The sequence below is a fragment of the Stenotrophomonas lactitubi genome (assembly GCF_002803515.1).
Classification (GTDB): Bacteria; Pseudomonadota; Gammaproteobacteria; order Xanthomonadales; family Xanthomonadaceae; genus Stenotrophomonas; species Stenotrophomonas lactitubi.
On record NZ_PHQX01000001.1, the window covers coordinates 4,115,276 to 4,140,262 of the forward strand.

The 24,987-nt window shown below is 66.6% G+C and carries 22 protein-coding genes; 9 read left to right on the forward strand and 13 right to left on the reverse strand.

Annotated features, from left to right (window positions below; translation table 11 throughout):
- The first annotated feature begins 5 nt into the window (after window positions 1-5).
- The 5 genes from CR156_RS19255 to CR156_RS19275 all read left to right on the forward strand — a co-directional run bounded on the left by CR156_RS19255 (window position 6) and on the right by CR156_RS19275 (window position 5,974).
- The gene (locus CR156_RS19255) at window positions 6-569 is read left to right on the forward strand and encodes a hypothetical protein (protein ID WP_100554003.1); all 564 of its coding nucleotides are present in this window, start codon (window positions 6-8) and stop codon (window positions 567-569) included.
- 33 nt (window positions 570-602) lie between these two features.
- Window positions 603-1,724: a hypothetical protein gene (locus CR156_RS19260; protein ID WP_100554004.1), complete on the forward strand. Its 1,122-nt coding sequence runs from the start codon at window positions 603-605 to the stop codon at window positions 1,722-1,724.
- A 37-nt stretch (window positions 1,725-1,761) separates the two neighbouring features.
- On the forward strand, window positions 1,762-3,378 hold the full coding sequence (locus CR156_RS19265; protein WP_100554005.1) for a hypothetical protein: 1,617 nt from the start codon (window positions 1,762-1,764) through the stop codon (window positions 3,376-3,378).
- A 54-nt stretch (window positions 3,379-3,432) separates the two neighbouring features.
- Window positions 3,433-4,329: an oxygen-dependent coproporphyrinogen oxidase gene (gene hemF, locus CR156_RS19270; RefSeq protein WP_100554006.1), complete on the forward strand. Its 897-nt coding sequence runs from the start codon at window positions 3,433-3,435 to the stop codon at window positions 4,327-4,329.
- Between the two features lie 124 nt (window positions 4,330-4,453).
- On the forward strand, window positions 4,454-5,974 hold the full coding sequence (locus CR156_RS19275) for a hypothetical protein (protein ID WP_100554007.1): 1,521 nt from the start codon (window positions 4,454-4,456) through the stop codon (window positions 5,972-5,974).
- A 56-nt stretch (window positions 5,975-6,030) separates the two neighbouring features.
- Here CR156_RS19275 and CR156_RS19280 read toward each other — a convergent pair whose 3' ends face one another.
- Window positions 6,031-6,513: a DUF421 domain-containing protein gene (locus CR156_RS19280; RefSeq protein ID WP_089237785.1), complete on the reverse strand. Its 483-nt coding sequence runs from the start codon at window positions 6,511-6,513 to the stop codon at window positions 6,031-6,033.
- Between the two features lie 315 nt (window positions 6,514-6,828).
- Window positions 6,829-9,603: a DNA polymerase I gene (gene polA / locus CR156_RS19285; RefSeq protein WP_100554008.1), complete on the reverse strand. Its 2,775-nt coding sequence runs from the start codon at window positions 9,601-9,603 to the stop codon at window positions 6,829-6,831.
- Window positions 9,604-9,700: 97 nt separating this feature from the next.
- Between polA and CR156_RS19290 the strand changes: the two genes are divergently transcribed.
- The gene (locus tag CR156_RS19290; protein ID WP_025878043.1) at window positions 9,701-9,985 is read left to right on the forward strand and encodes a DUF2782 domain-containing protein; all 285 of its coding nucleotides are present in this window, start codon (window positions 9,701-9,703) and stop codon (window positions 9,983-9,985) included.
- 190 nt (window positions 9,986-10,175) lie between these two features.
- Here the strand turns inward: CR156_RS19290 and CR156_RS19295 are convergent, their stop codons facing one another.
- The 4 genes from CR156_RS19295 to CR156_RS19310 form a co-directional block, all read right to left on the reverse strand.
- Window positions 10,176-10,622 (reverse strand): universal stress protein, encoded by a 447-nt coding sequence (locus CR156_RS19295; RefSeq protein WP_025878044.1) that lies wholly within the window; start codon window positions 10,620-10,622, stop codon window positions 10,176-10,178.
- A 219-nt stretch (window positions 10,623-10,841) separates the two neighbouring features.
- Window positions 10,842-11,858 carry an RNA 3'-terminal phosphate cyclase gene (gene rtcA, locus CR156_RS19300; RefSeq protein ID WP_100554009.1) on the reverse strand — a complete coding sequence of 339 codons (1,017 nt, stop codon included), beginning with the start codon at window positions 11,856-11,858 and terminating at the stop codon, window positions 10,842-10,844.
- An 82-nt stretch (window positions 11,859-11,940) separates the two neighbouring features.
- Window positions 11,941-13,167, reverse strand: coding sequence for an RtcB family protein (locus CR156_RS19305; RefSeq protein WP_032976791.1), 1,227 nt, complete (start codon window positions 13,165-13,167; stop codon window positions 11,941-11,943).
- Window positions 13,168-13,696: 529 nt separating this feature from the next.
- Entirely contained in the window at window positions 13,697-15,244 is a 1,548-nt protein-coding gene (locus CR156_RS19310; RefSeq protein WP_100554010.1) for a TROVE domain-containing protein, read from the reverse strand.
- A 187-nt stretch (window positions 15,245-15,431) separates the two neighbouring features.
- Here CR156_RS19310 and rtcR point away from each other — a divergent pair, with 187 nt between their 5' ends.
- On the forward strand, window positions 15,432-17,027 hold the full coding sequence (gene rtcR, locus CR156_RS19315; protein WP_100554011.1) for an RNA repair transcriptional activator RtcR: 1,596 nt from the start codon (window positions 15,432-15,434) through the stop codon (window positions 17,025-17,027).
- A 76-nt stretch (window positions 17,028-17,103) separates the two neighbouring features.
- Complete coding sequence (locus tag CR156_RS23020) at window positions 17,104-17,250, forward strand: hypothetical protein (protein WP_165781013.1); 147 nt, start codon at window positions 17,104-17,106, stop codon at window positions 17,248-17,250.
- 94 nt (window positions 17,251-17,344) lie between these two features.
- Here CR156_RS23020 and CR156_RS19320 read toward each other — a convergent pair whose 3' ends face one another.
- Together CR156_RS19320 and CR156_RS19325 are read right to left on the reverse strand one after the other, a co-directional pair.
- Window positions 17,345-17,899, reverse strand: coding sequence for a hypothetical protein (locus tag CR156_RS19320; RefSeq protein ID WP_100554012.1), 555 nt, complete (start codon window positions 17,897-17,899; stop codon window positions 17,345-17,347).
- A 105-nt stretch (window positions 17,900-18,004) separates the two neighbouring features.
- Complete coding sequence (locus CR156_RS19325; protein WP_100461988.1) at window positions 18,005-18,331, reverse strand: low molecular weight protein tyrosine phosphatase family protein; 327 nt, start codon at window positions 18,329-18,331, stop codon at window positions 18,005-18,007.
- A gap of 135 nt (window positions 18,332-18,466) precedes the next feature.
- Here CR156_RS19325 and CR156_RS19330 point away from each other — a divergent pair, with 135 nt between their 5' ends.
- A complete protein-coding gene (locus CR156_RS19330) occupies window positions 18,467-19,177 on the forward strand; it encodes a hypothetical protein (RefSeq protein WP_100554235.1) in 711 nt (236 codons plus the stop codon).
- A 106-nt stretch (window positions 19,178-19,283) separates the two neighbouring features.
- Here the strand turns inward: CR156_RS19330 and uvrD are convergent, their stop codons facing one another.
- The 5 genes from uvrD to rpmB all read right to left on the reverse strand — a co-directional run bounded on the left by uvrD (window position 19,284) and on the right by rpmB (window position 24,970).
- Window positions 19,284-21,476 (reverse strand): DNA helicase II, encoded by a 2,193-nt coding sequence (gene uvrD, locus CR156_RS19335; RefSeq protein ID WP_100554013.1) that lies wholly within the window; start codon window positions 21,474-21,476, stop codon window positions 19,284-19,286.
- Between the two features lie 9 nt (window positions 21,477-21,485).
- Complete coding sequence (locus CR156_RS19340; RefSeq protein ID WP_100554014.1) at window positions 21,486-22,907, reverse strand: FAD/NAD(P)-binding protein; 1,422 nt, start codon at window positions 22,905-22,907, stop codon at window positions 21,486-21,488.
- Between the two features lie 24 nt (window positions 22,908-22,931).
- The gene (gene cls, locus CR156_RS19345; protein WP_100554015.1) at window positions 22,932-24,350 is read right to left on the reverse strand and encodes a cardiolipin synthase; all 1,419 of its coding nucleotides are present in this window, start codon (window positions 24,348-24,350) and stop codon (window positions 22,932-22,934) included.
- Window positions 24,351-24,555: 205 nt separating this feature from the next.
- Window positions 24,556-24,723 (reverse strand): 50S ribosomal protein L33, encoded by a 168-nt coding sequence (rpmG, locus tag CR156_RS19350; protein WP_170272460.1) that lies wholly within the window; start codon window positions 24,721-24,723, stop codon window positions 24,556-24,558.
- 10 nt (window positions 24,724-24,733) lie between these two features.
- The gene (gene rpmB / locus CR156_RS19355) at window positions 24,734-24,970 is read right to left on the reverse strand and encodes a 50S ribosomal protein L28 (RefSeq protein ID WP_005411638.1); all 237 of its coding nucleotides are present in this window, start codon (window positions 24,968-24,970) and stop codon (window positions 24,734-24,736) included.
- Window positions 24,971-24,987: the final 17 nt, after the last annotated feature.

Consider the following 24,987-nt stretch of genomic DNA (forward strand, 5'->3'; position numbering starts at 1 on the left):
AACGGATGTCAGCCTCGATTCCCCCGATTCCCGCGCCCACCCCACCGCCACCCAACAACTGGGTCGCCGCGGTGGCGCAGGGCTCGTTCTGGCTGTGCCTGCTGGTCACCCTCTACTTCCTCGCGCAGGCGCTGATGGCCGCTGCACTGGCCCGCACCGAGTTCTGGATGACGCTGGTGACAGTGGCGTGGGAGCAGCAGCTCGACGGCAGCCTGTGGTGGATGCTGAAACACCCGGCGGCCACCTCGCTGCTTGTTGCCCTGCTCTGCCTGGTCTCGACCCTGGCCAGCTGGGGCCTGTGGCGCGGGCGACGATGGGGCCTGTGGGCCTACGTGTGGATGCTGGGCCTGAGTGCGTTGGCCAACTTCGTGATCGCCTGGTGGATGGACCGCCTGCTGCTGGTATTCATCGCGCTGCTCGCCAGCGACCCGTCGGCGCAGCATGAGCTGCAGGTGCAGCGCGTGCTGTTCACCCTGACACTGGTCGGCACCTCGGTGTTGTTCGCGGGCCTGCAGGGCTGGCTGGGCTGGCGCCTGCTGCGGCCGGATATCCGCGCGCGCTTCCACTGAGTTGCACCGTTCCCGCACGACAAGGATCGTCGCATGCGTTTATTGAACTTCCTGCCCACCCTGTTTCTGCTCATCGCACTGCCGGCCGGTGCCGATGCGCTGCGGTGTGGCGAATACCGCAGTACCGATGGCGGCATGGCGCTCGTGTTCATCACCTCCAGCACCGGCTACCGCCACAACGACATCGGTGAGCCGGAGCCGCTGTGGGTCGATCGCAGTGCAGCACAGACCCGGCTGGTCATGCTCGACGATGGCGTGGCGCAGCCGATCCGGATCAGTGCTGATGGGCAGCGCATCGAGGACGACGTCGTCGTGGCCTACACCCTCCGCCAGTCCCGCGCCTGCGCCATCGAACCCAGCGCGATGGACGGCAGCTGCCGCGCCGCCGGCAGCCACTGCATCGCGCAGCTGCCTACGGCCTCGCCCGGCCAGGCCAAACGCGCGTGCAACGAAGGCGTTGGCGCGGGCTGCTCGACGGTGCTGCGACAGCTGCGCGATGCAGTGACTGCGATGGGAAGCGACGACATCGGCCCCGCGCGCTTCGAGCGCCCGGCCGTCTGCCGCGAACACACGCCCGGACATGACACAGCAGCCTGCGAGGCGCTGACCGACGATGCGCTGGCTGCCGCCATGCAGCGGGTGGGTGAACGTCTGCAACGGGAAGACGAAGACACACTGGATTCGCCCCTTCCGGCCGCTGCACGCGATCACCTGCAGCAGCTGTGCCTGCAGCACCGCAATGGCCGCTTCTGCGTCGAAGTGGCCGAACAACAGTTGATCGCGCTGGAACCTGCGCTGGCGGTGCAGGCCCTGCAGGTGGTCTGCGATGCGGGGCGCGTCAGCGCCTGCGAACGTACCGCACCATTGCGTGAACTCGGTGCCGATCTACGCCTGGTGCCGCTCCTGCAGGTGCCGTGCGGCCGTTATCAGGCCGATGGTGGCGTGATCGAGACGCTCGACTTTGGCGATGGCACACGCGCCCGCTTGCAGGAAGGCGCCGTCCACCTGCAGCAGGACGGTGAAACCCTTGTGCTGCGCCAGCTCGGCAACGGCGACCTGCTAGGCATGGACACGCAGACCGGCTACCAGCGTTACCAGCCCGTGCCCGGCACGGCACAATGCACGCCCCCGCGCGAGGGCCGTGGTTCGCCATAGCGCCTGGAGTGTCCCGTTCGATCGTCAAGGAGACGACATGCCTTCACCCGCACCGCACCGCCGCTGGCTGGCCTGGGCGTTGCTGCTGGCCACGCCGCTGGCTGCTGCACAATCGCCACAATGCGGCTTGTTCAAGGCCGATGAAGGCAGCAGCACGCTGCGTATCAGCTCACCCAATCGCGGCGAGCAGAAGAATTTCGGCAGCGCGCCGTCTCCGGTCGTCTTCCAGCAGATCGACGGAAAACTGCAGCTGGTGAGCCTGGAATACGGCCTGCCCAGCGCGCTGCAGGTGCGCGATCGTGGCCGCACCGTCGAAGTGGATGGCACGGTCTACACCCTGCAGACGCCGGCACAGTGCGCTGCGGCTGCCACACCTGCCGCTGGCAGCTGCCTGGCCGATGCGGCGGCGTGCTTGGACAATCGCGCCATCGCCCCGCTTTCCGTTCTTGAATCGGCCTGCCAGGAAGGCGTGCCGGGCATGTGCCTGCAGTTGGCTGATCGTTGGCACGATGAGGCCAAACCTGCGGTCGACGCCGATCCTGCCGTGCAGAAGGCTGCGCTCGACGCCGCCCTGTCCGGCATTGAGCTCCCTGCCGCCTGCCGCGACGGCGGCTTCGAGCAGGGAACCCCGGCCTGTGCCGCAGCCCTGGAGGCCGCCCCTGCGGTGCAGGAGCAGCTGGTCAAGGCAGCGATGACCGCAGCCATGACCGAAGCAGTGGTGACGATGGCGGCGCCCACCGCGCCGGTGATCGTGCCGGCGGAGCGCCGCCAAGCGCTGCTGCAGCTGTGCCGGAAGGTACCGCACGGCGGCTTCTGTACCCGCGTGGCTGAACTTTCCTGGGAGGCGGGAGATCCCCTGCAGGCGGTGCAGGCACTGGCTGCGGCCTGCACACCCGGCAATGAAACCTCTGCCTGCGAGCGACTGCCTGCGCTGCAGGCGGTGGGCGCATCGCTGCGACCGCAGCCCGCAACGGCCCTGCCCTGTGGCAACTACCGGTCCGACGGCGGCCTGATGGACACGCTGGATTTCGGTGACGCCGGTCTGGTCGGTGTTGGCTGGAGCAGCCAGCTGCGTGCGCGTGTCGAGAGCGGCGACATCCGTATCCGCCATGACAAGGGCGGTGACTTCGTGCTGCGTCCGCTGCCTGGCGGCCAATTGCTGGGCCTGGACAGCTGGACCCGCTTCCAGGTGTTCGCGCCCACGGGTGAGGGCGCAACCGGCTGCAGCGCACCGAAGCAGTACACGGTGCTGCCAGTGCCACAGGATTGCCCGCAGGCACTGGCCGATGGCGGTGGTGCCGAGGCCTGCTGCGCACAGGGCAAGCTGCAGGGCTGCAACATCCTCGGCAACCGCCTTGCGCTGTCCGGGAACTGGCTGCAGGCCGCCGAACACTACACCACGGTCTGCCGCGCAGGAGTGCGCGAAGGGTGCGAGAACCTGGTCACCGCGCAGGGCAACGGTGCCGGTGTGGACGCACGTGCAACCCTGGAACAGCTGTGCAAGGCCGACCGGAACGGCCTCCACGTGGCCTGCGACGTGCTCGAAACACAGAACTGGAAGCTGATCGTTCTGGGGGGCGCCCTGCAGAAGGCTGCCGATGAGGCGGCAGTGGAAGACACCCCGGCGCCACGCAGTTCCAACCGCAAGCGCTGAGTCCGCCAGGGCCTGCCCGCAGCTTCGGGCAGGCCCTGCGGTAAAGTACGCGCCATGAACGAATTCGAGCGCGTTCGCGCCTACCTCACCGACCTGCAGGATCGCATCTGTGCGGCGATCGAGTCCGCCGATGGCCGCGCACGCTTCCAGGAAGACCTGTGGCAGCGTGCCGAGGGCGGCGGTGGGCGCACCCGCGTGCTGCGCGATGGCACGGTGTTCGAACAGGCCGGCATCGGCTTTTCCGATGTGGCGGGCAGCCGCCTGCCGCCGTCTGCCTCGGCCAACCGGCCAGAGCTGGCTGGTGCCTCATGGCGCGCCACCGGTGTGTCGCTGGTGTTTCATCCGCTCAATCCCTATGTGCCAACCACCCACGCCAACGTGCGCTTCTTCCAGGCGCAGCGCGATGGCGAAGTGGTGGCCAGCTGGTTCGGCGGTGGCTTCGACCTGACCCCGTTCTACCCGTTCGACGAGGACGTGCAGCACTGGCATCGGGTGGCGCGCGATCTGTGCGCGCCGTTCGGTGAAGAGCGCTACGCCGCGCACAAGCGCTGGTGCGATGAGTATTTCTTCCTGCGCCATCGCAACGAAACACGCGGCGTGGGCGGTCTGTTCTTCGACGATCTGCACGGCGATTTCGAGCGTGACTTCGCCTACCTGCGCGCGGTCGGCGAGGGTTTCCTCGATGCGTATCTGCCGATCGTGCAGCAGCGCAAGAACACGCCGTACGGCGAACGCGAACGCGAGTTCCAGCTGTACCGCCGTGGCCGCTACGTGGAGTTCAACCTGGTCTACGACCGCGGCACGCTGTTCGGCCTGCAGAGCGGTGGCCGCAGCGAGAGCATCCTGATGAGCCTGCCGCCGCGGGTGCGCTGGGAGTACGGCTTTACCCCGGAAGACGGCAGCGCCGAAGCGCGCCTGGCCGATTACCTGGTGCCACGCGACTGGCTGTAGGCGCTTCGGGTACCGGACGCTGCACGCGTTGCCGCTGTGCGGACCGCCGCCCGCGCGGCGGTGGCCCGGCTGCGGCGTGCTCTGCTTCATTTCCCCCTCTTGTCTTGAATCAAGGAAGACCGTGATGCCCGTTGTTGTTTCCCCACGCCGCCGGATGACCACCTGGCGCGCCATGCTGCTGCTCGCGCTGGCCGTGCCCAGCCTGCCGGTGGCCGCGCAGTCGATGGCCTGCGGCACCTACCTGCAGGACGATGGCAACGCCAGCCTGACCATCGAGAGCGAAGCCCACGGCTTCCTTTCGGGCCCCTACCAGGCCACGGAACGGCTGCGGCTGGTACGCCAGGACAACCTGCTGGGTACCGGCAACCTGTCCACCGGCCGCCTGGAGAACTGGGAGTTCAGCGACAACGACCGCACGGTCACCGGCGGATACCACACGTTCCACCTGAAAGCAGCGGCCGCCTGCAAGCCGGTACCGGAGATGGTCGAAGGCAGCTGCATGGCCGACACCAGCGACTGCCTGGAGGCACTGCCTGAGGCCGCGCCCTTGCAGCTGCACGCCTGGTGCAGCGAGGGCGTGGAGGCAGCCTGCACCCAACTGCAGGAGACCTACCAGCGCCAGGCCAAGGAGGCGCAACCGCAGCGTGCCCAGGCCGAGCCGCAGATGCCGGCCTACTGCCGCGATGATGCATCGCCCGAGGAGGGGGAAGCCTGCATGGCCGTCATGAAGGCCATGGCCGGCGAACTGATGGGCAGGGCGGTGATGGGTCTGGAGCAGACGCTGGACGCACCGCTGCCCGCAGCACAACTGGATGAACTGGCGGCGCTGTGCGCGCAGCAACAGGGCGAGTCGTTCTGCAGCAATGTGGCCGAGGCGCTGTGGAACGGTGGACGCCTGCAGCAGGCGCAGCAGGCCCTGCAGCGCTCGTGCACGCAGCGCGAGGGCAGCTACGCCTGCGGCCCGGCCAAGGGCCTGGCGATGCTGACTCCGCTGGCGTCGTCGGCGCTGACCCCGGTCGCAGCTACCGCGCTTCCCTGCGGCCGCTTCGAGGCCGAGCTTGGCCTGCTGTCGTCGCTGCGGTTCCTGGATGCCGGCCTGGTCGAAGTGGAGGGTGTTGGCACCCGCCTGCGCGCACGCGTGCAGGACGGCAGGATCCTGATCAGTCGTGACGTCGGCAGCGATTTCGTGCTGCAGCCACTGAGCAACGGAACCTTGGCCGGGATGGACAAGGACAACCGCTACGGCTACTACCAGCGCATGGACAAGTCCGCGACGAGCTGCCAGCCGCCGCCGGCATTCGTGGAGATCCCGCAGCCGCTGGACTGCCCGATCCTGGCCCGCAAGGGCGGCGCCGCGTCATGCTGCAACGACGGCAAGCTGCTCGGCTGCAAGGTCGCGGGTGAGGAACTGCACAGCGCGGAGAAGTGGGCACAGGCCCAGCCCTATTTCATCAAGCTGTGCAGCGCCGGCGTGCGCGATGGCTGCCTGGGGCTCGCCGCAGGCTATGCGCATACCGCCGACCCCAAGGTTCCGCAGACGATGGCGGCGATCTGCGCCAAGGACGGCAAGGGCACGCATGTGGCCTGCGATGTGGACGCCACACGCGACTGGGCGGGCATGAAGGCGCAGGCGGCCGAACAGTAAACCGTAGTGCCGTGGGCCGGAGGAATACTGCCTCCGTGCCCACGCTGTGGCGCGCCTCAATCGTCCTTGCGCTTGGGAATGATGGTGATGTGGCCGTTGGTTTCCAGCAGCGCCAGTTCCACCTCTTCCACGCCGATGCAGCTCTGCTGGCGCATGGCGACCTCGAAATCGGCGCGGCTGACCAGCTCGCGCCGCAGCACGCTGTCGAAGAGCTTGCCGTTGCGTGCGATCACCACCGGTTCGCCCTCGATCAGCCGTTCCATGCGGCGGCTGCGGGCGGTGATCCAGCCCACGCCGTAGTTCAGCAGGATCAGCGTGGCGGCCAGCAGCAGGCCACCGGCCAGCGACGTATCGGTGCCCAGCAACGCGTTCTGCACCGCGTTGCCGAGCAGCACGATCAGCAGCACATCGAACGGCGTGACCTGCCCCAGCGCGCGCTTGCCACTGAGCCGGACCATGCCCAGTACCACCGCGTAGACCACCACCGCGCGCAGGATGAACTCCCACCACGGCATCGCCAGGGCGAACAGATCGGGCATTGCGGATTCCCCTGCTGAGCGATGGCCCAGCGTGGCGCAGCAGCGCACAAATAAAAAGCCCCGCTGACCAGGGGGAGGTCAACGGGGCCGGGGAACGGGTGCTTGGGGAGGAGCCCCCGTTCCGAGATCTGCTCCAGGGGATGGGAGAGATCCACAACAGGCATTGCGCCTGTCGGGAGTTATAGAAGCACTCCGAACACTAACGGTTCGTGAAGGGGCCCAATTTAATAAGCACCCCTCAGGGGAACATTCATGTTCGAGTCAGAAATATCACGCAAATGAACGAATTCACGGCGTTTTCGGCCTGAATGCGACTCAGTGCGCCTCATCCCAGTTACTGCCGGTGCCGGTATCAACCACCAGCGGCACGCGCAATTGTGCTGCTTGCGACATGTGCTGCACGACATTGCTGCGCAGCTCTTCAATGAATCCGGTCTCGGCTTCGAATACCAGTTCATCGTGCACCTGCAGGATCATCCGCGCCGGGGCACCGCTGTCACGCAGCCACTGATCCACCGCGACCATGGCGCGCTTGATGATGTCGGCGGCCGTGCCCTGCATCGGGGCATTGATCGCCGCACGTTCAGCGCCGGCACGCAGGCCCTGGTTACGTGCATGAATGTCGTTCAGGTACAGGCGGCGACCGAACAGCGTCTCCACGTAACCCTGCTCCCGGGCCTGCTCGCGCATGCGCTCCATGAAGTCGCGCACGCCCGGATAGCGGCTGAAGTACAGCGCCACGTAGTCCTGCGCCTGGCCGCGGTCGATGCCGAGGTTGCGGGCCAGTCCGAACGCGCTCATGCCGTACATCAGGCCGAAGTTGATCGCCTTGGCCGCGCGACGCTCGTTGCTGGTCACTTCTTCCAGGGTGCGGCCGAACACCTCGGCGGCGGTGGCGCGATGCACATCGGCGCCCTGCTCGAAGGCGCGCACCAGGCCCGGGTCTCCGGACAGGTGGGCCATGATCCGCAGCTCGATCTGCGAATAGTCGGCCGCCAGCAGCTGGAAACCTTCCGGGGCGATGAACGCGCGGCGGATGCGGCGGCCATCCTCGGTGCGGATCGGGATGTTCTGCAGGTTCGGATCGGACGAAGACAGGCGGCCGGTGGCGGCGCCGGACTGGTGGTAGCTGGTGTGCACCCGGCCGGTGTCCGGGTTGACCATCTCCGGCAGTTTGTCGGTGTAGGTGCTGCGCAGCTTGGCCAGGCCCCGGTAGTCGAGGATCACCCGCGGCAGCTCGTGCTGCTCGGCAATCGCCTCCAGCGCCTCTTCATTGGTGCTGGGCTGGCCCTTGGGGGTCTTCACCACCGCCGGCAGCTTCAGTTCGTCGAACAGCACCGCCTGCAGCTGCTTGGGCGAATCCAGGTTGAAGCTGCGCCCGGCCAGCTCGGTGGCCTTCTGCTGCGCGGCCAGCATGCGCGAGGACAGGTCCTGGCTCTGCCGGCGCAGTTCGTCGGTGTCGATCCGCACGCCGTTGGCCTCGATGCTGGTCAGCACAGGCACCAGCGGCATCTCGATGCTGCGGTACACGCTGTCCAGGGTCGGTTCGGCCAGCAGCTGCGGCTGCAGCGCGTGGTGCAGGCGCAGGGTGATGTCGGCGTCTTCGGCGGCGTAGCGGCTGGCCTCGTCGATGCCCACCTGCGAGAACGAGATCTGCTTGGCGCCCTTGCCGGCCACCTCCTCGAACTTGATGGTGTTGTAGCCCAGGTAACGCAGGGCCAGCGAATCCATGTCGTGGCGGGTGGCGGTGGAATTGAGCACGAAGCTCTCGAGCATGGTGTCGTCGTGGTAGCCCTGCACGTCCACGCCATGACGGCGCAGCACATGCAGGTCGTACTTGCCATGCTGGCCCAGCTTCTTCTTCGCCGGGTCCTGCAGCATCGGCCGCAGCGCATCGAGCACCTGTGCCAGCGGCAGCTGTGCCGGTGCGCCCGGATAGTCATGGCCGACCGGGATGTAGGCGGCCTTGCCCTGCTCCACCGCCAGGCTGATGCCCACCAGTCGCGCACGCATCGCATCCAGCGCGTCGGTCTCGGTATCGAAGCTGATCAGATCGGCCTGCTGCACGCGCGCGACCCAAGCCTGCAGCTGCTCTGTGGTCAGCACGGTCTCGTATTCGCCAGGCGCTGAAAGCGCAGGATCGAGCTCGCCCGCCGGCGGCGCTTCGGCGCTGCCACGGGCAAAGCCGGCTGCGGTGCCGCGCAGGCTCGGGGTAGCCTCGCTGACCTGCGCCGGAGCGGCGATCGGACCACCCAGCTCCTTCAACGCCTGGGTGAAGCCGTAACGCAGGTACAGCTCGCCCAGCGTGGGCACGTCCGGATCACGCAGGGCCAGTGTGGTCGGGCTGGCGTCCAGCGCGACGTCGGTGCGGATGGTCACCAGTTCCTTGTTCAGCGGCAGCCGCTCCAGCGCGGCGCGCAGGTTCTCGCCGATCTTGCCCTTCATGGTCGGCGCGGCCGCGATCACCCCGTCCAGATGCTGGTACTCGGCCAGCCACTTGGCCGCCGTTTTCGGCCCGCACTTCTCGACCCCGGGCACGTTGTCCACGGTGTCGCCCATCAGCGCCAGCAGGTCGACGATCTGGTCGGCACGCACGCCGAACTTGTCCATCACCGCCGCGTCCGAATCCATGCGGCTGCCGGTCATGGTGTTGACCAGTTCGATGCCCGGCCGGACCAGCTGGGCGAAGTCCTTGTCGCCGGTGGAAATGGTGACCTTCAGGTCCTGCGCCACGCCCTGCAGGGCCAGGGTGCCGATCACATCGTCGGCCTCCACGCCGTCGATGCGCAGGATGCTGATGCCCAGCGCTTCAACGATGCGGCACATCGGCTCGACCTGGCTGCGCAGTTCGTCGGGCATCGGCGGGCGGTTGGCCTTGTACTGGTCGTACAGGTCGTCACGGAAGGTCTTGCCGGGGGCATCGACGACGAACGCGACGTAGGCCGGGCGTTCCTTCAGCGTCGAGCGCAGCATGTTGACCACGCCGAACAGCGCGCCGGTGGGCTCACCCTGTGCATTGGACAGGGGCGGCAGCGCGTGGAACGCGCGGTACAGGTAACTGGACCCGTCGATCAGGACTAATCTGCTCATGTGTCGATTCTACGCGCCTGTTCCTGCATCGCGGCGACACGGCAGCGACGCGGCGTTGGGGCATAATCAAGGCTCTTTCCAGGCAAAGGCCCCGCCGATGAAGACCCTGATGCTGGCTTCCCTGCTCCTGCTTGCTGGCTGCGCCAGCATGGGCGGCGCAGGCGCTCCCCCGGTGGACGTCAAGGGCGCGGATGTCTCCAAGCGCACGATGGACAACGGTGACACCATCGAGGAGTACCGGGTGTCCGGCCAGCTGCGCATGGTCAAGGTGACCCCGGCGCGCGGCGCCCCGTTCTACATGTACGACAAGAACGGCGATGGCCGCTTCGACAACGACAAGGACGGTGTGTCGCCGGTGTACTGGAAGCTGTACAGCTGGTGATGTAGGCAGGGTCGGATCCCTTTCCGCAGGAAAGGGCTCTGACCCCATCAAGGCGATCGGCGATGTCCATCCACCCATGGGGTGGATCTACTGGATGTTTCGGTGGCCTTATCCGCCGGGCGCCGGAAAAAACAACGCCGGCGCGCATCCTGCGGCCGGCGTCGGGTCCCCTCCCCGGGAACGCTTTGTATCAGCGGATGACCAGCACCGGCAGCGTGCTGCGCGCCAGCACCTCGGCGGTCTGGCTGCCCAGCAGCACGCGGGTGACACCGCGGCGGCCGTGCGAGGTCATCACGATCAGATCGCTGTTGCGCTGGCCCGCCGTCTCGATGATGCCGTCGGCCGCATAGCGGTCCAGCACATGCACCGGATTGGCGGTGATGCCCTGCTCGGCCGCCTTGGCCAGGGCAGGCTGCAGCACCTTCTGCGCGCCTTCCTCGCGGTCGGCCTTGTACTCCGGGCTGTTCATGTAACCCACGCTCCAGCCCATGGCGTCGTACATGCCGACGGCCCATGGCTCGGAGACGGTGACGATGTCGACCTCGGCATTGAGGTCCTTGGCCAGCTCCAGGCCCTTGGCCAGGCCCTTGTCGGCCAGCTCCGAACCGTCGGTGGCGATCAGGATGCGCTTGTACATGGTGGGGCTCCGCGGTGATCTACCCAGTGGGAACGACACCATTACATACCCGATGTGGAGATCGTGCCTTGCGCAGGATCAATCCGGCAGCGCGCAGCGATGCCTGCGCAGCGCGGGTTGACCGGCCGATGCGCGGCCGGGCATCGCCCGGCGCAACATGCCCAGGATCGACACGCGGCTGCGATACGCCGGTAGCGCCGGGCCATGCCCGGCGGGCACTCAGGCCTGCACCGTCACCCGCCAGCCACCCTCGTGCGGTTGCCAGTCGAATTCCACCGGCAGGAACTTCTCGATCAACCGCGCATTGCTGACCAGGTGATCGCTCAGCACATGGGTGGTGAACGCACCGCCGCCCGCCAGCGCCATCGGCAGCAGCAACTGGTCGGACAGGTACTCGCCAACGGCACCCGCCCCGTCCAGGTACTGCTTCACCTGCCCGGCCAGGCGCGCGCCGACCTGCTCGGCGGAGACACTGCGCTCGCCATGCCCGCTGAACACCTCCACGTGGTCGCCATGCCGCACGCGCACCAGGGCAACGTTGCCCGGTCCCAGCGCCGGCCGTATCGACTGCACGTTGCGCGGATGCGGGTCCACGCCCAGCGTCTCGGCCAGTACCTGCAGTTCGCGCAGGCCGATGCCGCTGGACAGACCGGACATCAGCACCTGTGCCTCGATCGCCTGCAACGGCGCACGCACCTCCAGCGACGGCGGCTGCAATGCCCCGCACGGCTGCACCTGCACCTCCATCACGCCACCGCCTGCCGGGTGAAAGCCGTGCTGCAGCAGCTGCATCGACGCCTGCACGCCCATCCGTTGCAGCGCCGGCAGATAGCTGTCGGCGATGAAGTCCGCACTGGGCGCCAGCGGGTTGTGGGTACCGCCTTCCAGGCGCAGCTGCGACGCCCCCTGCGCGCGCCACAGCGCCGGCAGCACGGTCTGCAGCACCAGCGTTGCCGAGCCGCTGCTGCCGGTCGCGAAATGATAGTCGCCAGCGCTCACCGCACCCGGCTCGAAGCGAAGCGAGGTAGCGCCCAGTTCTGCACCGTGCACACACGCGTTGCCGACCCGCGCCGCGGCGTTCACCGCGGTCAGGTGCTGGCGCATCAATCCCGGCTTACGCCGGATCGCGCGGATGTTGTGCAGCGTGAAGCCTGTGCCTGTGCACAGGCTCAATGTCAACGCCGAGCGCAGCAGCTGTCCGCCACCATGCCCGCCATCCAGTTCAATCATGTCCATCTGTCTGTTCCTCCATGCCCGTTGTGTCGATGCCGGGCCCTGCTGCCGTGCGCGGCGCAGTGTACGCCGCGCACGGGCTGCCTCATCCCTTCACGCACACCACCTGGCGCAGCGTGTGCACGATCTCGACCAGATCGCGCTGGGCCTCCATGACCGCCTCGATCGGCTTGTAGGCCGCCGGCGATTCATCCACCACCTCCGCATCCTTGCGGCATTCCACGTGCGCGGTGGCCTTGGCGTGGTCATCCACCGTGATCAGCTTGCGCGCCTGGGTACGGCTCATTACGCGGCCGGCACCGTGGCTGCAGCTGTGGAAGCTGTCCTCGTTGCCGAGGCCACGCACGATGAAGCTCTTGGCCCCCATGCTGCCCGGAATGATGCCCAGCTCGCCCTTGCGCGCACTCACCGCGCCCTTGCGGGTCAGCATCACTTCCTTGCCGAAGTGGGTCTCGCGGTTCACGTAGTTGTGGTGGCAGTTCACCGCCTCGGCCTCGGCCTCGAACGGCTTGCTGATCACCGTACGCACTGCGGCCACCACGTTGCGCATCATCACCTCGCGGTTCATGCGTGCGAAACGCTGTGCCCAGTCCACTGCGAACACGTAGTCGCCGTAGTGCTGGCTGCCCTCGGGCAGGTAGGCCAGGTCCTGGTCGGGCAGGTTGATCATCCAGCGACGCATTTCCTGCTTGGCCAGCTCGATGAAGTAGGTGCCGATGGCATTGCCCACGCCACGCGAACCGGAGTGCAGCATGAACCACACGCGCTGCTCCTGGTCCAGGCAGACCTCGACGAAGTGGTTGCCGGTACCCAGCGTCCCCAGGTGCTTGAGGTTGTTGGTGTTCTTCAGGCGCGGGTGACGCTCGCAGATCAATGCGAAGTCGTCCACCAGCTGCGCCCAGCCTTCCACCGCCAGTTCCGGCGGCGTGTCCCAGCTGCCCTTGTCGCGGCCACCGCGGGTGACGCTGCGGCCATGCGGCACCGCCCGTTCGATCGCGCTGCGCACAGCGGACAGATTGTCCGGCAGGTCGCTGGCAACCAGCGTGGTGCGCACCGCGATCATGCCGCAGCCGATGTCCACGCCCACTGCCGCTGGAATGATCGCGCCGATGGTCGGCACCACCGAACCCACGGTCGCGCCCTTGCCCAGGTGCACGTCGGGCATCACCGAAATCCACTTGTGGATGAAGGGCAGCCTGGCGATGTTCTGCAGCTGCTCGCGCGCCTGGTCTTCCAGCGGCACGCCGCGGGTCCACAGCTTGATCGGTGCAGCACCCGGCTGCTGGATCACGTCGTAATTGAGGGTGGTCATGGTGATGTTTCCTTTCATCCAAAGCAAAAACAAAGAAGGTGCGGTGACAAAGGTGGTGGAACATTCCGTCCCCCACGTTGCCGTGGGGGGCGGCCGGGACTTGAACCCGACCCCGAAGGGCTTCCGATGTAGTTCCACCTGCATTCCCCGCGCAACGAAAGCGAAGGTGCCGGCAGCACGACAAGAATCTGGAGGAACATCCTGCTCTACCACTGAGCTACCGCCGCGTTGCCGCGGCAGGCGGGAGTCGAACCCGCGACCTGGAGCTTAAGAGGCTGTAGTTCCTCCGGCATTCGCGCTGCCGGCGGTGAATCGGTGGCACCGTTGCCGGTGCCGTTTGAAAAGGTGCGGTGACAAGGGAAGTGGAACGTCTGCTTCCTCACGACAGGCAGGAAACGCGGGACTCGAACCCGACCCCGAAGGGACAACCAATGTAGTTCCACCAGCATTCACCGCAAAAACGAATTCCTGGCCCTGCCCGGCTGGCCCCATTGCCAGCCGGGCGGTCCGTGGCGACATCCTTGCCGCCTTACAACGCCATGTCCTGGATGCGCTGGACCCAGCTGCTGCCGTCCTCGGCCGCAGCGGCGTACTGCGCGATCAGGTCGAACACCGCATCGCTGAAGCCTCCGATGTGCAGCACGTCACCGCGCTGCACGGTCTGGCTGCTGGCCACCGGCTGCAGGTCGATGCACACCAGCCGCGCCTGCGGGCAGCGACGCTTCAGTGCATCCCACTGCAGCATCGTGGCCGTCTGCCCACCCTGGCGGGTGTCACGCCAACTCTCGTTGTCCGACACCATCACCACCAGGTCCACCGGCTCGCGCTTCAGGTTGAGGTACTGCAGCGGCGCGCTGACCGACGTACCGCCACCGTTGATCGCCAGCTGGCGGGCCAACGTCATCACGCTGTCGCGCGGGTTCAACCGCACGTGGCGCACTTCGGTATCGAACGGCAATACCTTGGCCTGCGGCTGTCCGCGCAGCACGCAGGCTGCAACCAGCGCCGCCACGTCCACACAGCGTGCCGCGGTACTGGCGCCCTTGCGGTAGCCGGTTACCGGCGACTGCATGGAACCGGACACGTCCACCGCCACCACCACCCGCCCCGGCAATGCCGGCGCCGACGCCGTCGCGATCTCCATCGCATCCTGCAGCGCTTCCAGGATCGGCGACGGCAAGCCAGCACCCGCGTGGAAGGCCATCAGCAGCTGGTACGGCAGTACACGGGCACGACGCACCTGCTGCGGATCACGCAGGCGATCTGCGATCACCTGCACCATCGCCGGATCATCGAACACGCCGTTGCGGGCGAACGTGTTGAGGTTCATCCGCATCGACTGCCACGATGCATTGCGGGCCAGTGCCGACCACTGCGCCGCATCCAGCGGCAGCGTGCTGTAGTACTGGAACGGCAGGTCCGGCGGCAGTCCGCGCGGGTCACGCTTGAACGCTTCGTAGGCCTGCACGACCGCCGGCAGCTGCGCCTCGTCGTACGGACGACCGATGATCCATGCGTACAACGCCTTGCGCTCGGCGTTGGCGGGCTTCGGGTGCACCATGCGGATCACATCGGCCAGCGACGGCTGCTGGCCGATTGCCGCACGCACCAGCGTTTCCGCCGACGCCTGCTGGATCCACTCGCGCACCCTGCGCTTGGGCAGCGAGCCCAGCGAACGACGCCCCACCTGGCCACTGCGCATGATCTGCACGAAGGTGCGCAGCTGGCGGCCGTTGTCGATCACCTGCGGGAACGCCAGGGCGAATGCCTCCGGATCACGCAGGCTGAGCACCGCCAGCAGCAGTGCCGGCATGTCCTTCATATGTGCGACCTGGCGGGCGTACAGCGCGGTGCGGGCGATGAAGCGCGGCTCGACCTGCGCGGTCAGCGCCAGCACCTGCTGCAGCTGCGCCTCGGCGTCGCTGTAGAAGGTGTTGTTCAGGCACCCGGTGGCCGCATACAGCGCCAGCGCTGCACGCGGGTCGCGGCGGTAGGCCAGGCCACCAGCTTCATTGACGGTGTCTGCCTGCGGCGGCTGCGGCGTGCGCATCCAGGAGAAGAGCGAAAGGTTGGCCATGCTGATGTCCTCGGCGGGAACAGCCCGCGTCGTGTCTTGCCGGACATAGAGCAATGGCCGTGCCAACTTTTCTCGCAAGTATCCATGCGATTGATTTTCATGGAATTTCTTTTGAATCGAGCTATCTTGACCAGCGAGACGTGGCGAAAAGATATATATTTCTCGCGCCAATTTTATAGGAATGGATATGAAGCGTCGACAGGTGGTCTTCGGCATGCTCGGCACCCAGCTCGACGCGGGCGAAGGCCCGGGCCGCTGGCAGAAGTGGCGCCCGACGGTGTCACTGGGCATGCATGAGGATTTCCTGCCCGACCGCATCGAACTGCTGTTGGATGAGCGCCGCTACAGCAAGCTGGCGCGGGTGGTCTGCGAGGATCTGGTGCAGGCGGCGCCGGGCATCAGCGTGCAGCGACACGACACCTACCTGGCGGATCCGTGGGAATTCGAGGGGGTCTACGCCACCCTGCATGACTTCCTCGCCAGCTATCCGTTCCAGCCGGAGGAGGAGGACTACTACGTCCACATCACCACCGGCACGCACGTCGCGCAGATCTGCTGGTTCCTGCTGACCGAGAGCCGGCACTTCCCCGGCCGCCTGTTGCAGACCTCGCCGCCGCGCAAGCAGGACGGCGCCGCCGGCACGTACGCGGTCATCGACCTCGATCTATCGCGTTACGACCACATCGCCCAGCGTTTTGCCCAGCAGCAGCTGCAGGACCGCGACCTGCTGAAGGGCGGCATCGCCACCCGCAACGCCGCCTTCAACCGCATGATCGAACAGATCGAAACAGTGGCCACGCGCTCGCGCGCACCGATGCTGCTGATGGGGCCGACCGGTGCAGGCAAGAGCCAGCTGGCCAAGCGTGTGTTCGAGCTGAAGAAGCTCAAGCACCAGTTGCCGGGTCGCTTCGTCGAGGTGAACTGCGCGACCCTGCGCGGCGACGGTGCGATGAGCACCCTGTTCGGCCATACCAAGGGCGCCTATACCGGTGCTTCCAGCGACCGTGCCGGCCTGCTGCGCTCAGCCCACCAGGGCCTGCTGTTCCTGGACGAGATCGGCGAACTCGGCCAGGACGAACAGGCGATGCTGCTGCGGGCGCTGGAAGAGAAGCGGTTCCTGCCGGTAGGCAGCGACCGCGAAGTGGAGAGCGACTTCCAGCTGATCGCCGGCACCAACCGCGACCTGCAGCAGTCGGTGCTGGAAGGCCGCTTCCGCGAAGACCTGCTGGCACGCCTCAACCTGTGGACCTACCGCCTGCCGGGCCTGGCCCAGCGCATGGAGGACATCGAACCGAACATCGAGTTCGAGCTGGAACGCTGGTCGCAGGACCAGCATGCGCGGGTACGTTTCAACGTCGAGGCACGCACGCGTTATCTGGCATTCGCCACCAGCCCGGAAGCCGCGTGGCGCGGCAACTTCCGCGATCTGGGCGCGTCGATCATGCGCCTGGCCACCTTGGCGAGTGCCGGGCGCATCCAGATCGAGGGCGTGGAGGACGAGATCGTGCGCCTGCGGGCGCAGTGGCGCGGCGGCGATGCGCCTTCACCGCTGGATGCACTGTTGGGCGATGCCGTGGACACGCTGGACCGTTTCGATCGCGTGCAGCTGGAAGAAGTGGTGCGGGTCTGTGCGCGCTCGAAATCGCTGTCCGCTGCGGGTCGCGAGCTGTTTGCGGTCTCGCGCACGCAGCGCGCCAGCACCAACGACGCCGACCGCCTGCGCAAGTATCTGGCCAAGTTCGGGCTGGACTGGGAGCAGGTGCAGGGTCCGGCCATGTCCTAGCGCCGAGCTTGCTCCGACTGCCACCCACGGCGCATGCTGGGCGCGCGGCACCGCGCCGCCTCCAAGGATGACAGGCATGCAAAACAACAGACCACCCGTCTGGAGCTCCCAGAAGTCCATCCTGATCGCCGCGATCATCGCATTGGCGGTGCTGTTCGGTGCCTACCAAGTCGGCAAGGACATGGCGCTGCGCGACAACGCCCGCGGGGCCGCAAGTCGGTAACGCTCTTCTGTAGAGCCGAGCCATGCTCGGCTGCTCTCCGCGACCGACGACATCGTGCCAACCAAGGTTGGCACCTACCGGTAGAGGCCTACGCTCAGGCGATCTGCACCACGCGTGCGTTCTGGCACAGCGGGTAGCTGCTGACGAATTCAGCGATCGCCTCACGCATCGCCTCGAACGACTGTCCGTACATGTACAGCGCGGTCTCGCTCGGGCCCTGCCACCAGCTGCAGATCTCGCCCAGGCCATCGATGCGCTCGGACAGCTGTTCGAATACATGGTTCGAATCGCACTGCTCGTACACCTCATCCGGCAGGGTCAGGCCGTCGAGGTAGATGCCCAGACCCTCGGTCACGCCGAAGCTGCGATCGGCCTCGCCTGCGCCCTGTATCTGCGAACCCTTCGGTGCACCCAGCTGCTCCAGCAGGTCGACCAGCTTCGGCACGCCCGCGGCATCAACCAGCGCCACTTCGATATCACCGTATTCGACTTCGCCTTCGTCGGACATGGCGGTACCGCCACCGGTGATCCCACCCAGCTCGGCCGCCTGCAGCAGCGCATCCAGCGGATCCTCGAACAGCTCATGGCGATGCTCGGGCTGCAGCCTGGCGTTCAACTTCACGGTGACATGCAGCGTGGGCTCGGTCATGAGGGCGTTCCTGGGAGATGTGGCCGCTATTGTAGAGCCGCGCCTGCTCGACTGGCTTTGCTGCGGAAAGCAGCCGAGCATGGGCTCGGCTCTACAAGACCGCGGTCAGCGCAGGAACGGCGGCACTTTCCGTTTCAGCAGCTCCACCAGCACCGGGTCCATGTACTCGTAGTCGTCCGGGATATCCAGGCAGATCACGCGCTTGCCCTTCAGCCACGGCTTATAGCGGCTGGAGAGGCGGTTGCGGTGGGCTCGCTCCATCACGAACACCAGGTCGGCCCACTGCAACAGCTCGGGGCTGAGGATCTCTTCGGCGTCGGCGAGCAGCCCGGCCGAGGCGGTCTCGATGCCCGGCCACTCGGCGAACACCTGCTCGGCCGTCGGGCTGCGCAGGCGGTTCTGGCTGCAGAGGAAGAGAACCTTGCGGGTCATGACAGCAGCGTATCGGGGTCGGATCCCTTTTCCAACGGAAAAGGGCTCTGGCCCTGCGCAGTACCTTCAGAGACGTTGCATGGCCGCCGCAGACTTCATCAGCGATCATTGGGCTATCGCATCTTGGACACGCCCATGATTACCAGAGATGACCTGTTGCAGGAGTTCGGGGAGGTAACCGAGGTCCACGGCTGCTACTTCGCCAAGTACACCGTGGCGACATTCGATCTTCATTGCTGTTTGAGGACCACCGATGGCCAGGATCTGATGGTTGTCTCAAAGAACATCAACGATCCGGAACTCGCCTCCAGCGTTGTACTGGAAGCACCGCGCCATCTGTCTCACGACAGGCCAACGATCTTCACTATTTCTTCCAATGCTTATGGGTTCACCCACGCAATGGCGGTGCCCAGCACGTATCACGGGTTCCTCAACCAGATTGAGGGTCGTGCGAACCTGTTCCTGTGCGTGCCGATCTTCCAGTGCGAGTTCAGCGGCGAGGAATCAGCAGAGGAGTTCCGGCTGGCCACGACGCATGTCGTTCCGATCTACGAGTGGGACAGAACCGTGCAACCCAAGGTCAGCGTGTACTTCGACACCCCCCGCACCGGCGGCGGCACAGACGAGTCCGGCGCCCTCGTGCCGTTGCGGGTACTCCTGGCTGAAATCGACAATCTGAGCGGCGTAGGCGACGGCTTCATCGAGATCACCAATTATCGCGACGAGGTGATCGAGGTGTTGTCGCCGGAAAAAGGCAGCTATGTGTTGATCCGCAACCGGCAGGATGAGGAAATGATGGAGCGCGTGCGGCTGGTGGCAGCAGTGGAGACGTTCACCACCAAGTGACGCCCAGCCGTTTTTGTAGAGCCGAGCCCATGCTCGGCTGAATTTTCCGGCCAACCGCAGCCGAGCATGGCTCGGCTCTACAGATGTCCCGGCCCCCTGACAGCGATCAGATCACCGTCAGGTTGGCATACGCCATCACCAGCCACTTGCTGCCGGCGTCGGCGAACTCGATCTGCACGCGTGCATGGGCGCCGTTGCCTTCGTAGTCGGTCACCATGCCTTCGCCGAACTTGGGATGGTTGACCAGCGCACCCAGCTTGATCGGCGGCGCTTCGATGGCGGCGTGACCCATCACCCGGCTTGCGCCCATCGAGGCCGGTCGCGAGACCTGCACCTTCGGCCGCACTTCATGCAGCAGCTCGCGCGGGATCTCGCGCAGGAAGCGCGACGGCAGGCTGTAGTTGTCCTGGCCGTGGATGCGCCGCGATTCGGCGTAGCTCAGCACCAGCTTCTGTCGCGCACGGGTGATGCCAACGTAGGCCAGTCGACGTTCTTCCTCCAGCCGCCCGCTTTCCTCCAGCGACCGCGCGCTGGGGAACAGGCCCTCTTCCACGCCGGCCAGGAACACCAGCGGGAATTCCAGCCCCTTGGCCGAGTGCAGCGTCATCAGCTGCACGCCCTCCTCGCCCGCCTGCGCTTGGCCTTCACCGGCTTCCAGCGCGGCATAGGCCAGGAACGCGACCAGCTCGTCCATGTCCTCGCCTATTTCCTCGATGTCGTCGGCACGGCGCACGAAGCGCGAGGCTACCGACACCAGTTCGTCGAGGTTGTCGGTGCGCGATTCCGAATCCAGCGCGTTGCGGCTCTCCTTGCTCCAGTGCTCGCGCAGCTGCGAGCGCACCAGGACATGGTCCACGCGCTCGGCAAGGGTCATCTGCAGGGTCTGCGCCTGCAGTTCATTGACCAGCACCAGGAAGCCGGCCAGCGCGTTGCGCGCACGCGCCGCCAGTGCGCTGCCCTGGGTCACCAGCATGGTGGCTTCCCACAGCGAGATGCCCTGGGCGCGTGCTTCGCGGCGCACTTCGTCCAGCGTGCGGTCACCGATGCCACGCGTGGGCGTGTTCACCGCGCGCTCGAATGCAGCGTCGTCGTTGCGGTTGGACAACAGGCGCAGGTACGCCAGCGCATCCTTCACTTCGGCGCGCTCGAAGAAGCGCATGCCGCCATACACGCGGTACGGCACCTGTTCGCTCAGCAGCGCCTCTTCCAGCGCGCGCGACTGCGCGTTGCTGCGGTAGAGCACGGCCACTTCGGTGTAGCTGCCACCATCGCGCACCCACTGCCGCGCGCGCTCGACGATGTAGCGCGCCTCGTCCATCTCGTTGTACGCCGCGTACAGGTCGATCGGATCGCCGTCGCCGCTGTCGGTCCACAGCTGCTTGCCGATGCGGTCCGGGTTGTGCGCGATCACCGCGTTGGCGGCGTTGAGGATGTTGGCGGTGGAGCGGTAGTTCTGTTCCAGGCGGATGGTCTGCGCGCCCGGGAAATCGCGCAGGAAGCCCTGCACGTTCTCGACCTTGGCGCCGCGCCAGCCATAGATGGCCTGGTCATCGTCACCGACCACGAACACGTGGCCCTCATGCCCGGCCAGCACACGCACGAAGGCGTACTGGATGGCGTTGGTATCCTGGAATTCGTCAACCAGGATCTCGCGGAACCGCGCACGGTAATGCGACAGCAACGGCGGGTTGTCGCGCAGCAGTTCGTGCGCGCGCAGCAGCAGCTCGGCGAAATCGACCAGGCCGGCGCGGTCGCAGCGCGCCTGGTACTCGGCATAGGCCTGGCGCATGGTTTCCAGCCACGCGTCGTTCGGCTCGGGCTGGATGTGCTGCGGGCGGCGGCCCTCATCCTTCTGCGCGTTGATCCACCAGGCAATCTGCTTGGGCGGGTACTTGCCGTCATCCAGCTCCAGCGCCTGCACCACGCGCTTGACCAGCCGCAGCTGATCGTCCGAATCCATCACCTGGAAGCTTTCCGGCAGCTTGGCGTCCTGCCAGTGCAGGCGCAGCAGGCGGTTGGCCAGGCCGTGGAAGGTGCCGATCCACATGCCGCGGCTGCCATGCGGCAGCTGCGCGTCGATGCGATGGCGCATCTCGCCGGCGGCCTTGTTGGTGAAGGTCACCGCGAAGATGCCGTGGGTCGGCACGCCTTCGACTTCATGCAGCCAGGCAATGCGGTGGGTGAGTACGCGCGTCTTGCCCGACCCGGCACCGGCCAGCACCAGGTGGTGACCGAGGGGAGCGGAGACGGCTTCGCGCTGGGCCGGGTTCAGGCCATCAAGCAAGTGGGAGACATCCATGCCTCCATTTTACGGCATCGACGTCGCAGCTCCTGCGACCACCTGTGCGGCCAGTGCCTGTGCCTGCTGACGCAGTTCAGGCACCGCCAGGCTTTCCCACAGGTTGCCGATGCGCAGGCTGCCGAGTACGCCCAGGCGCGCCTGCGACTGGCCGCCCGCTGCGCACAGCCGGTCGCCGGGCACACTGCTGTCCAGGCCCAGCCCATGCGGACCGGGACGGGCCAGTCCATCGGCCTGCAGCTGCTGCAGCAAGGGGTTGCGCAGCGCCGAGGCGCGGGTTTCCACGCCCGTGGCATTGACCACCGCGCCGATCGTCCACTGCACGTTGCCGCCGCCCGCCTCGCGACCCGACAGCCACAGGGCGTCCCCGTCGCGCCACACGCGTTGCAGGCGGGCGCGGTGGACGCGCAGCTGGCCGCTGGCCTGCAGCGCCTGCAACTGCTCGGCCACCGGTTCAGCGATGCGGTGGCGGTGCACATCCCAGTAGCGCACCACGTGGCGCAGGAAGCGGCGCTGGTCGGCCTCGCCCAGACTAAGCCACAGTGCCTGGCCATGCGGGCGGATGCGATCCATCACGCCCTGCCATGGGATGCCATCGGCCTGTGCCTGCCGTGCGTGCTGGCGCAGTGCACGCAGACGCTGGCGCAGGGTCATCGTCAGCAGCTCCTGCGGGTCGAACGCCGGCAGGCCACCGTGTGCATGCGGCAACGGCAGCAGGCCATGGCGCGAGATCACGTGCAGCGGCCCGCTGTGACCGGCGGCCACGAGCGCCAACACGGTGTCCGCCATGCTCAGCCCGGAGCCGACGATGGCCAGTGCATGGCCACCGGCCAGCGTGCGCACGCCGTCGTAATCCCAGGCTTCGACCACGTCATCGGCGGGCAGCGCGTCGGCGCCGTCCACTGGCAGCGGCCGCATGCTGTTGCCGGTAGCGATCACCGCCTGCGCTGCATGCAGCGTTTGGCCATCGCCCAGCTGCAATTGGTAACCGTGGTCATCGGCATGCAGCGCCAGCACCGGTTGGGCGATGACCTGCAATCGGGCTGCGCTGGCCGCTTCGGCCTCGCGCAGGCGCTGCTGCAGATAAGCGGCGAAGTAGTGGCGACACACGTAACGCTCGCCCAGCACCTCGCGCGCCTCGCCCGGATAGGCGTTGGCCGTCTGCAGGTAATCGAGGAAGTCGCCGGGCTGGTCGGGGAACGCACTCATCTTCGCCGCCGGCACGTTCAGCAGATGCTCCGGCCACGGCGTGGCATAGGCGATGCCCTGTGCCAGCTGCGAGGCGGGTTCGAAGATGGCCAGCGCCAGCGGCGCCCGGGCCTGGCGCAACACCTGGATCGCCACCAGCACCCCGGCCGCACCACCACCGATGATCGCCAGGTCCAGTTCGCCATTACGCGGTGAATCAGTCATGCGCCGATTGTAGGCCATCGCCCCTGCCCGGCTGGCGCCGGCCTACATCAATGCATCGGCCAGGCGCGCGATGCCCTCGCGGCTGCGCAGCCACGCTGGGCGCTTGCGCCACTGCTCCAGGTCCAGCAGGCGTGACTGGCGCAGATAGTCGTCCTCGATGGCGATCAGCTGCGTGACCAGTTGACGGTCGTAGCAGATCAGGCCGATTTCGGCATTCAGCGCGAACGAGCGGATATCCATGTTGATCGACCCCAGCACGGCGATGTCCTCGTCCACGCTCATGTGCTTGGCATGCAGGAACTGCGGCTCGTACAGCGCGATCTGCACCCCGCAGCGCAGCAGCTCGTCGTAGTAGGCCTCCTGCGCCCACGAGGTCAGCCGCTGGTTGTTGCTGGCCGACAGGATCAGCTGCACCTGCACGCCGGACAGTGCGGCGATGCGCAGTGCACTCAGCGTTGCTTCGTCGGGCACGAAGTACGGCGTCACCATCACAAGCCGGCGCCGGGCAAGATGGATCAGCGCGGCCACCGCATCGCGCGCGTTGCTGTAGGGGTAGGCCGGGCCGCTGGGCAGCAGCTGGGTGGCGATGTCCTCGCTGCACACCGGCACGTCGGCGATGACGTCCAGGCGCTGCCCGGTTTCGATGTACCAGTCGCTGGCGAACACCGCTTCAAGGTGCGCCACCGCCGGCCCGCGCACGCGCGCCACCAGTTCACGGTTGGGGTGGCCGGCCACGAATTCAGGCCGCGCCAGGTTCTGCGAACCGACATAGCCCACTTCGTTGTCGATCACCGCGATCTTGCGGTGGTTGCGCAGGTCCATGCGCCCGCTGCGGCGCCAGCGCAGTCCGCCGGGCAGCATCGCGCGCACTTCGACGTCACGTGACCGCAGCCGCTTGCTGTACGCGCGAAGGCCGCGCTTGGCGCCCACCGCATCCAGCAGCACGCGGCACTGCACGCCACGCGCTGCGGCATGCTGCAGGGCTTCGACGATGGCCTCGCCCACGGTGTCATCGAACATCAGGTAATACAGCAGGTGCACCCGGTCCTGGGCCTGGTCGATGTCGGCGATCAGGTTGTGCAGTGATTCGTCGTAGTCGGTCAGCAGATCGACCGCGTTGCCGTGCACCGGCATGAAATCGCCCTGACGCTGCACCAGCGGCACCACTTCGGCGCTGGCCGAATCGGGCTGCGGCGTCCAGCGCAGGCGGCGCTGCAGCGCCTGTTCCTCGCGGATCACCTGCGAGGCCTCGGCCTGCCGGCGGATGCGTTCGCGCGACAACCACGGATGCCCGAACAGCAGGTACAGCGGCAGGCCCAGCAGCGGCACGAAGCCGACCAGCAGCAGCCAGCTGCGCGCCGCGCCCGGCGTAGTGCGGGTGGGGATCCAGCACAGCGCCACCAGCCGGATCAGCCAGTCGATCAGCAGCAGATACGAACCCAGCAACCACTCGAACAGCATCAGGCGCGCCCGTCGGGAGGGTGATGGGCCATTCTGCCCAGCGGGGTGGGTAGAGTCGAGCCGCGCCAAGCGTGCCGACCAACGGTCGGCACCCACCGGGGTCGGAACGTGCCGACCAAGGTCGACACCTACCGGGGGCGGGGAGCCACAAAAAAACCCGCCACGAGGGCGGGTTTCTTCGGAGGCAATCAGCAATCCTTGCGGATTACTTGATCTTGCCTTCCTTGTACGGGACGTGCTTGCGCACGACCGGATCGTACTTGGAGAATTCCATCTTCCCCGGGGTGTTCTTCTTGTTCTTGTCGGTCGTGTAGAAGTGACCGGTACCAGCGGTCGAAATCATACGGACCTTATCGCGCTTGCCTGCCATGATCGTCTACTCCTCAGACCTTTTCGCCGCGCGCACGCAGCTCAGCCAGAACGGAATCGATACCGTTCTTGTCGATGGTGCGCAGTGCATGCGCGGAAACACGAAGCTTCACCCAGCGGTTCTCGCTGGCAACCCAGAAGCGGCGCTCGTGCAGATTCGGCAGGAAACGACGACGGGTCTTGTTGTTGGCGTGCGAGACGTTGTTACCCGTCTGCACTCGCTTGCCGGAAACCTGGCATACGCGGGACATGGCGCACCTCGATAGTA

What these genes read in the sequence shown, in the direction of transcription:
- CR156_RS23020 (WP_165781013.1), top strand. Translation starts at nt 17,104, where the DNA reads ATGCAAAACAACAGACCACCCGTCTGGAGCTCCCAGAAGTCCATCCTG.
- rpmB (WP_005411638.1), bottom strand. Translation starts at nt 24,970, where the DNA reads ATGTCCCGCGTATGCCAGGTTTCCGGCAAGCGAGTGCAGACGGGTAAC.
- CR156_RS19305 (WP_032976791.1), bottom strand. Translation starts at nt 13,167, where the DNA reads ATGACCACCCTCAATTACGACGTGATCCAGCAGCCGGGTGCTGCACCG.
- CR156_RS19310 (WP_100554010.1), bottom strand. Translation starts at nt 15,244, where the DNA reads ATGGCCAACCTTTCGCTCTTCTCCTGGATGCGCACGCCGCAGCCGCCG.
- rtcR (WP_100554011.1), top strand. Translation starts at nt 15,432, where the DNA reads ATGAAGCGTCGACAGGTGGTCTTCGGCATGCTCGGCACCCAGCTCGAC.
- CR156_RS19325 (WP_100461988.1), bottom strand. Translation starts at nt 18,331, where the DNA reads ATGACCCGCAAGGTTCTCTTCCTCTGCAGCCAGAACCGCCTGCGCAGC.
- CR156_RS19340 (WP_100554014.1), bottom strand. Translation starts at nt 22,907, where the DNA reads ATGGCCTACAATCGGCGCATGACTGATTCACCGCGTAATGGCGAACTG.
- CR156_RS19280 (WP_089237785.1), bottom strand. Translation starts at nt 6,513, where the DNA reads ATGCCCGATCTGTTCGCCCTGGCGATGCCGTGGTGGGAGTTCATCCTG.
- hemF (WP_100554006.1), top strand. Translation starts at nt 3,433, where the DNA reads ATGAACGAATTCGAGCGCGTTCGCGCCTACCTCACCGACCTGCAGGAT.
- rtcA (WP_100554009.1), bottom strand. Translation starts at nt 11,858, where the DNA reads ATGGACATGATTGAACTGGATGGCGGGCATGGTGGCGGACAGCTGCTG.
- polA (WP_100554008.1), bottom strand. Translation starts at nt 9,603, where the DNA reads ATGAGCAGATTAGTCCTGATCGACGGGTCCAGTTACCTGTACCGCGCG.
- cls (WP_100554015.1), bottom strand. Translation starts at nt 24,350, where the DNA reads ATGCTGTTCGAGTGGTTGCTGGGTTCGTATCTGCTGCTGATCGACTGG.
- CR156_RS19295 (WP_025878044.1), bottom strand. Translation starts at nt 10,622, where the DNA reads ATGTACAAGCGCATCCTGATCGCCACCGACGGTTCGGAGCTGGCCGAC.
- uvrD (WP_100554013.1), bottom strand. Translation starts at nt 21,476, where the DNA reads ATGGATGTCTCCCACTTGCTTGATGGCCTGAACCCGGCCCAGCGCGAA.
- CR156_RS19330 (WP_100554235.1), top strand. Translation starts at nt 18,467, where the DNA reads ATGATTACCAGAGATGACCTGTTGCAGGAGTTCGGGGAGGTAACCGAG.
- CR156_RS19320 (WP_100554012.1), bottom strand. Translation starts at nt 17,899, where the DNA reads ATGACCGAGCCCACGCTGCATGTCACCGTGAAGTTGAACGCCAGGCTG.
- CR156_RS19260 (WP_100554004.1), top strand. Translation starts at nt 603, where the DNA reads ATGCGTTTATTGAACTTCCTGCCCACCCTGTTTCTGCTCATCGCACTG.
- CR156_RS19275 (WP_100554007.1), top strand. Translation starts at nt 4,454, where the DNA reads ATGCCCGTTGTTGTTTCCCCACGCCGCCGGATGACCACCTGGCGCGCC.
- CR156_RS19290 (WP_025878043.1), top strand. Translation starts at nt 9,701, where the DNA reads ATGAAGACCCTGATGCTGGCTTCCCTGCTCCTGCTTGCTGGCTGCGCC.
- CR156_RS19265 (WP_100554005.1), top strand. Translation starts at nt 1,762, where the DNA reads ATGCCTTCACCCGCACCGCACCGCCGCTGGCTGGCCTGGGCGTTGCTG.
- CR156_RS19255 (WP_100554003.1), top strand. Translation starts at nt 6, where the DNA reads ATGTCAGCCTCGATTCCCCCGATTCCCGCGCCCACCCCACCGCCACCC.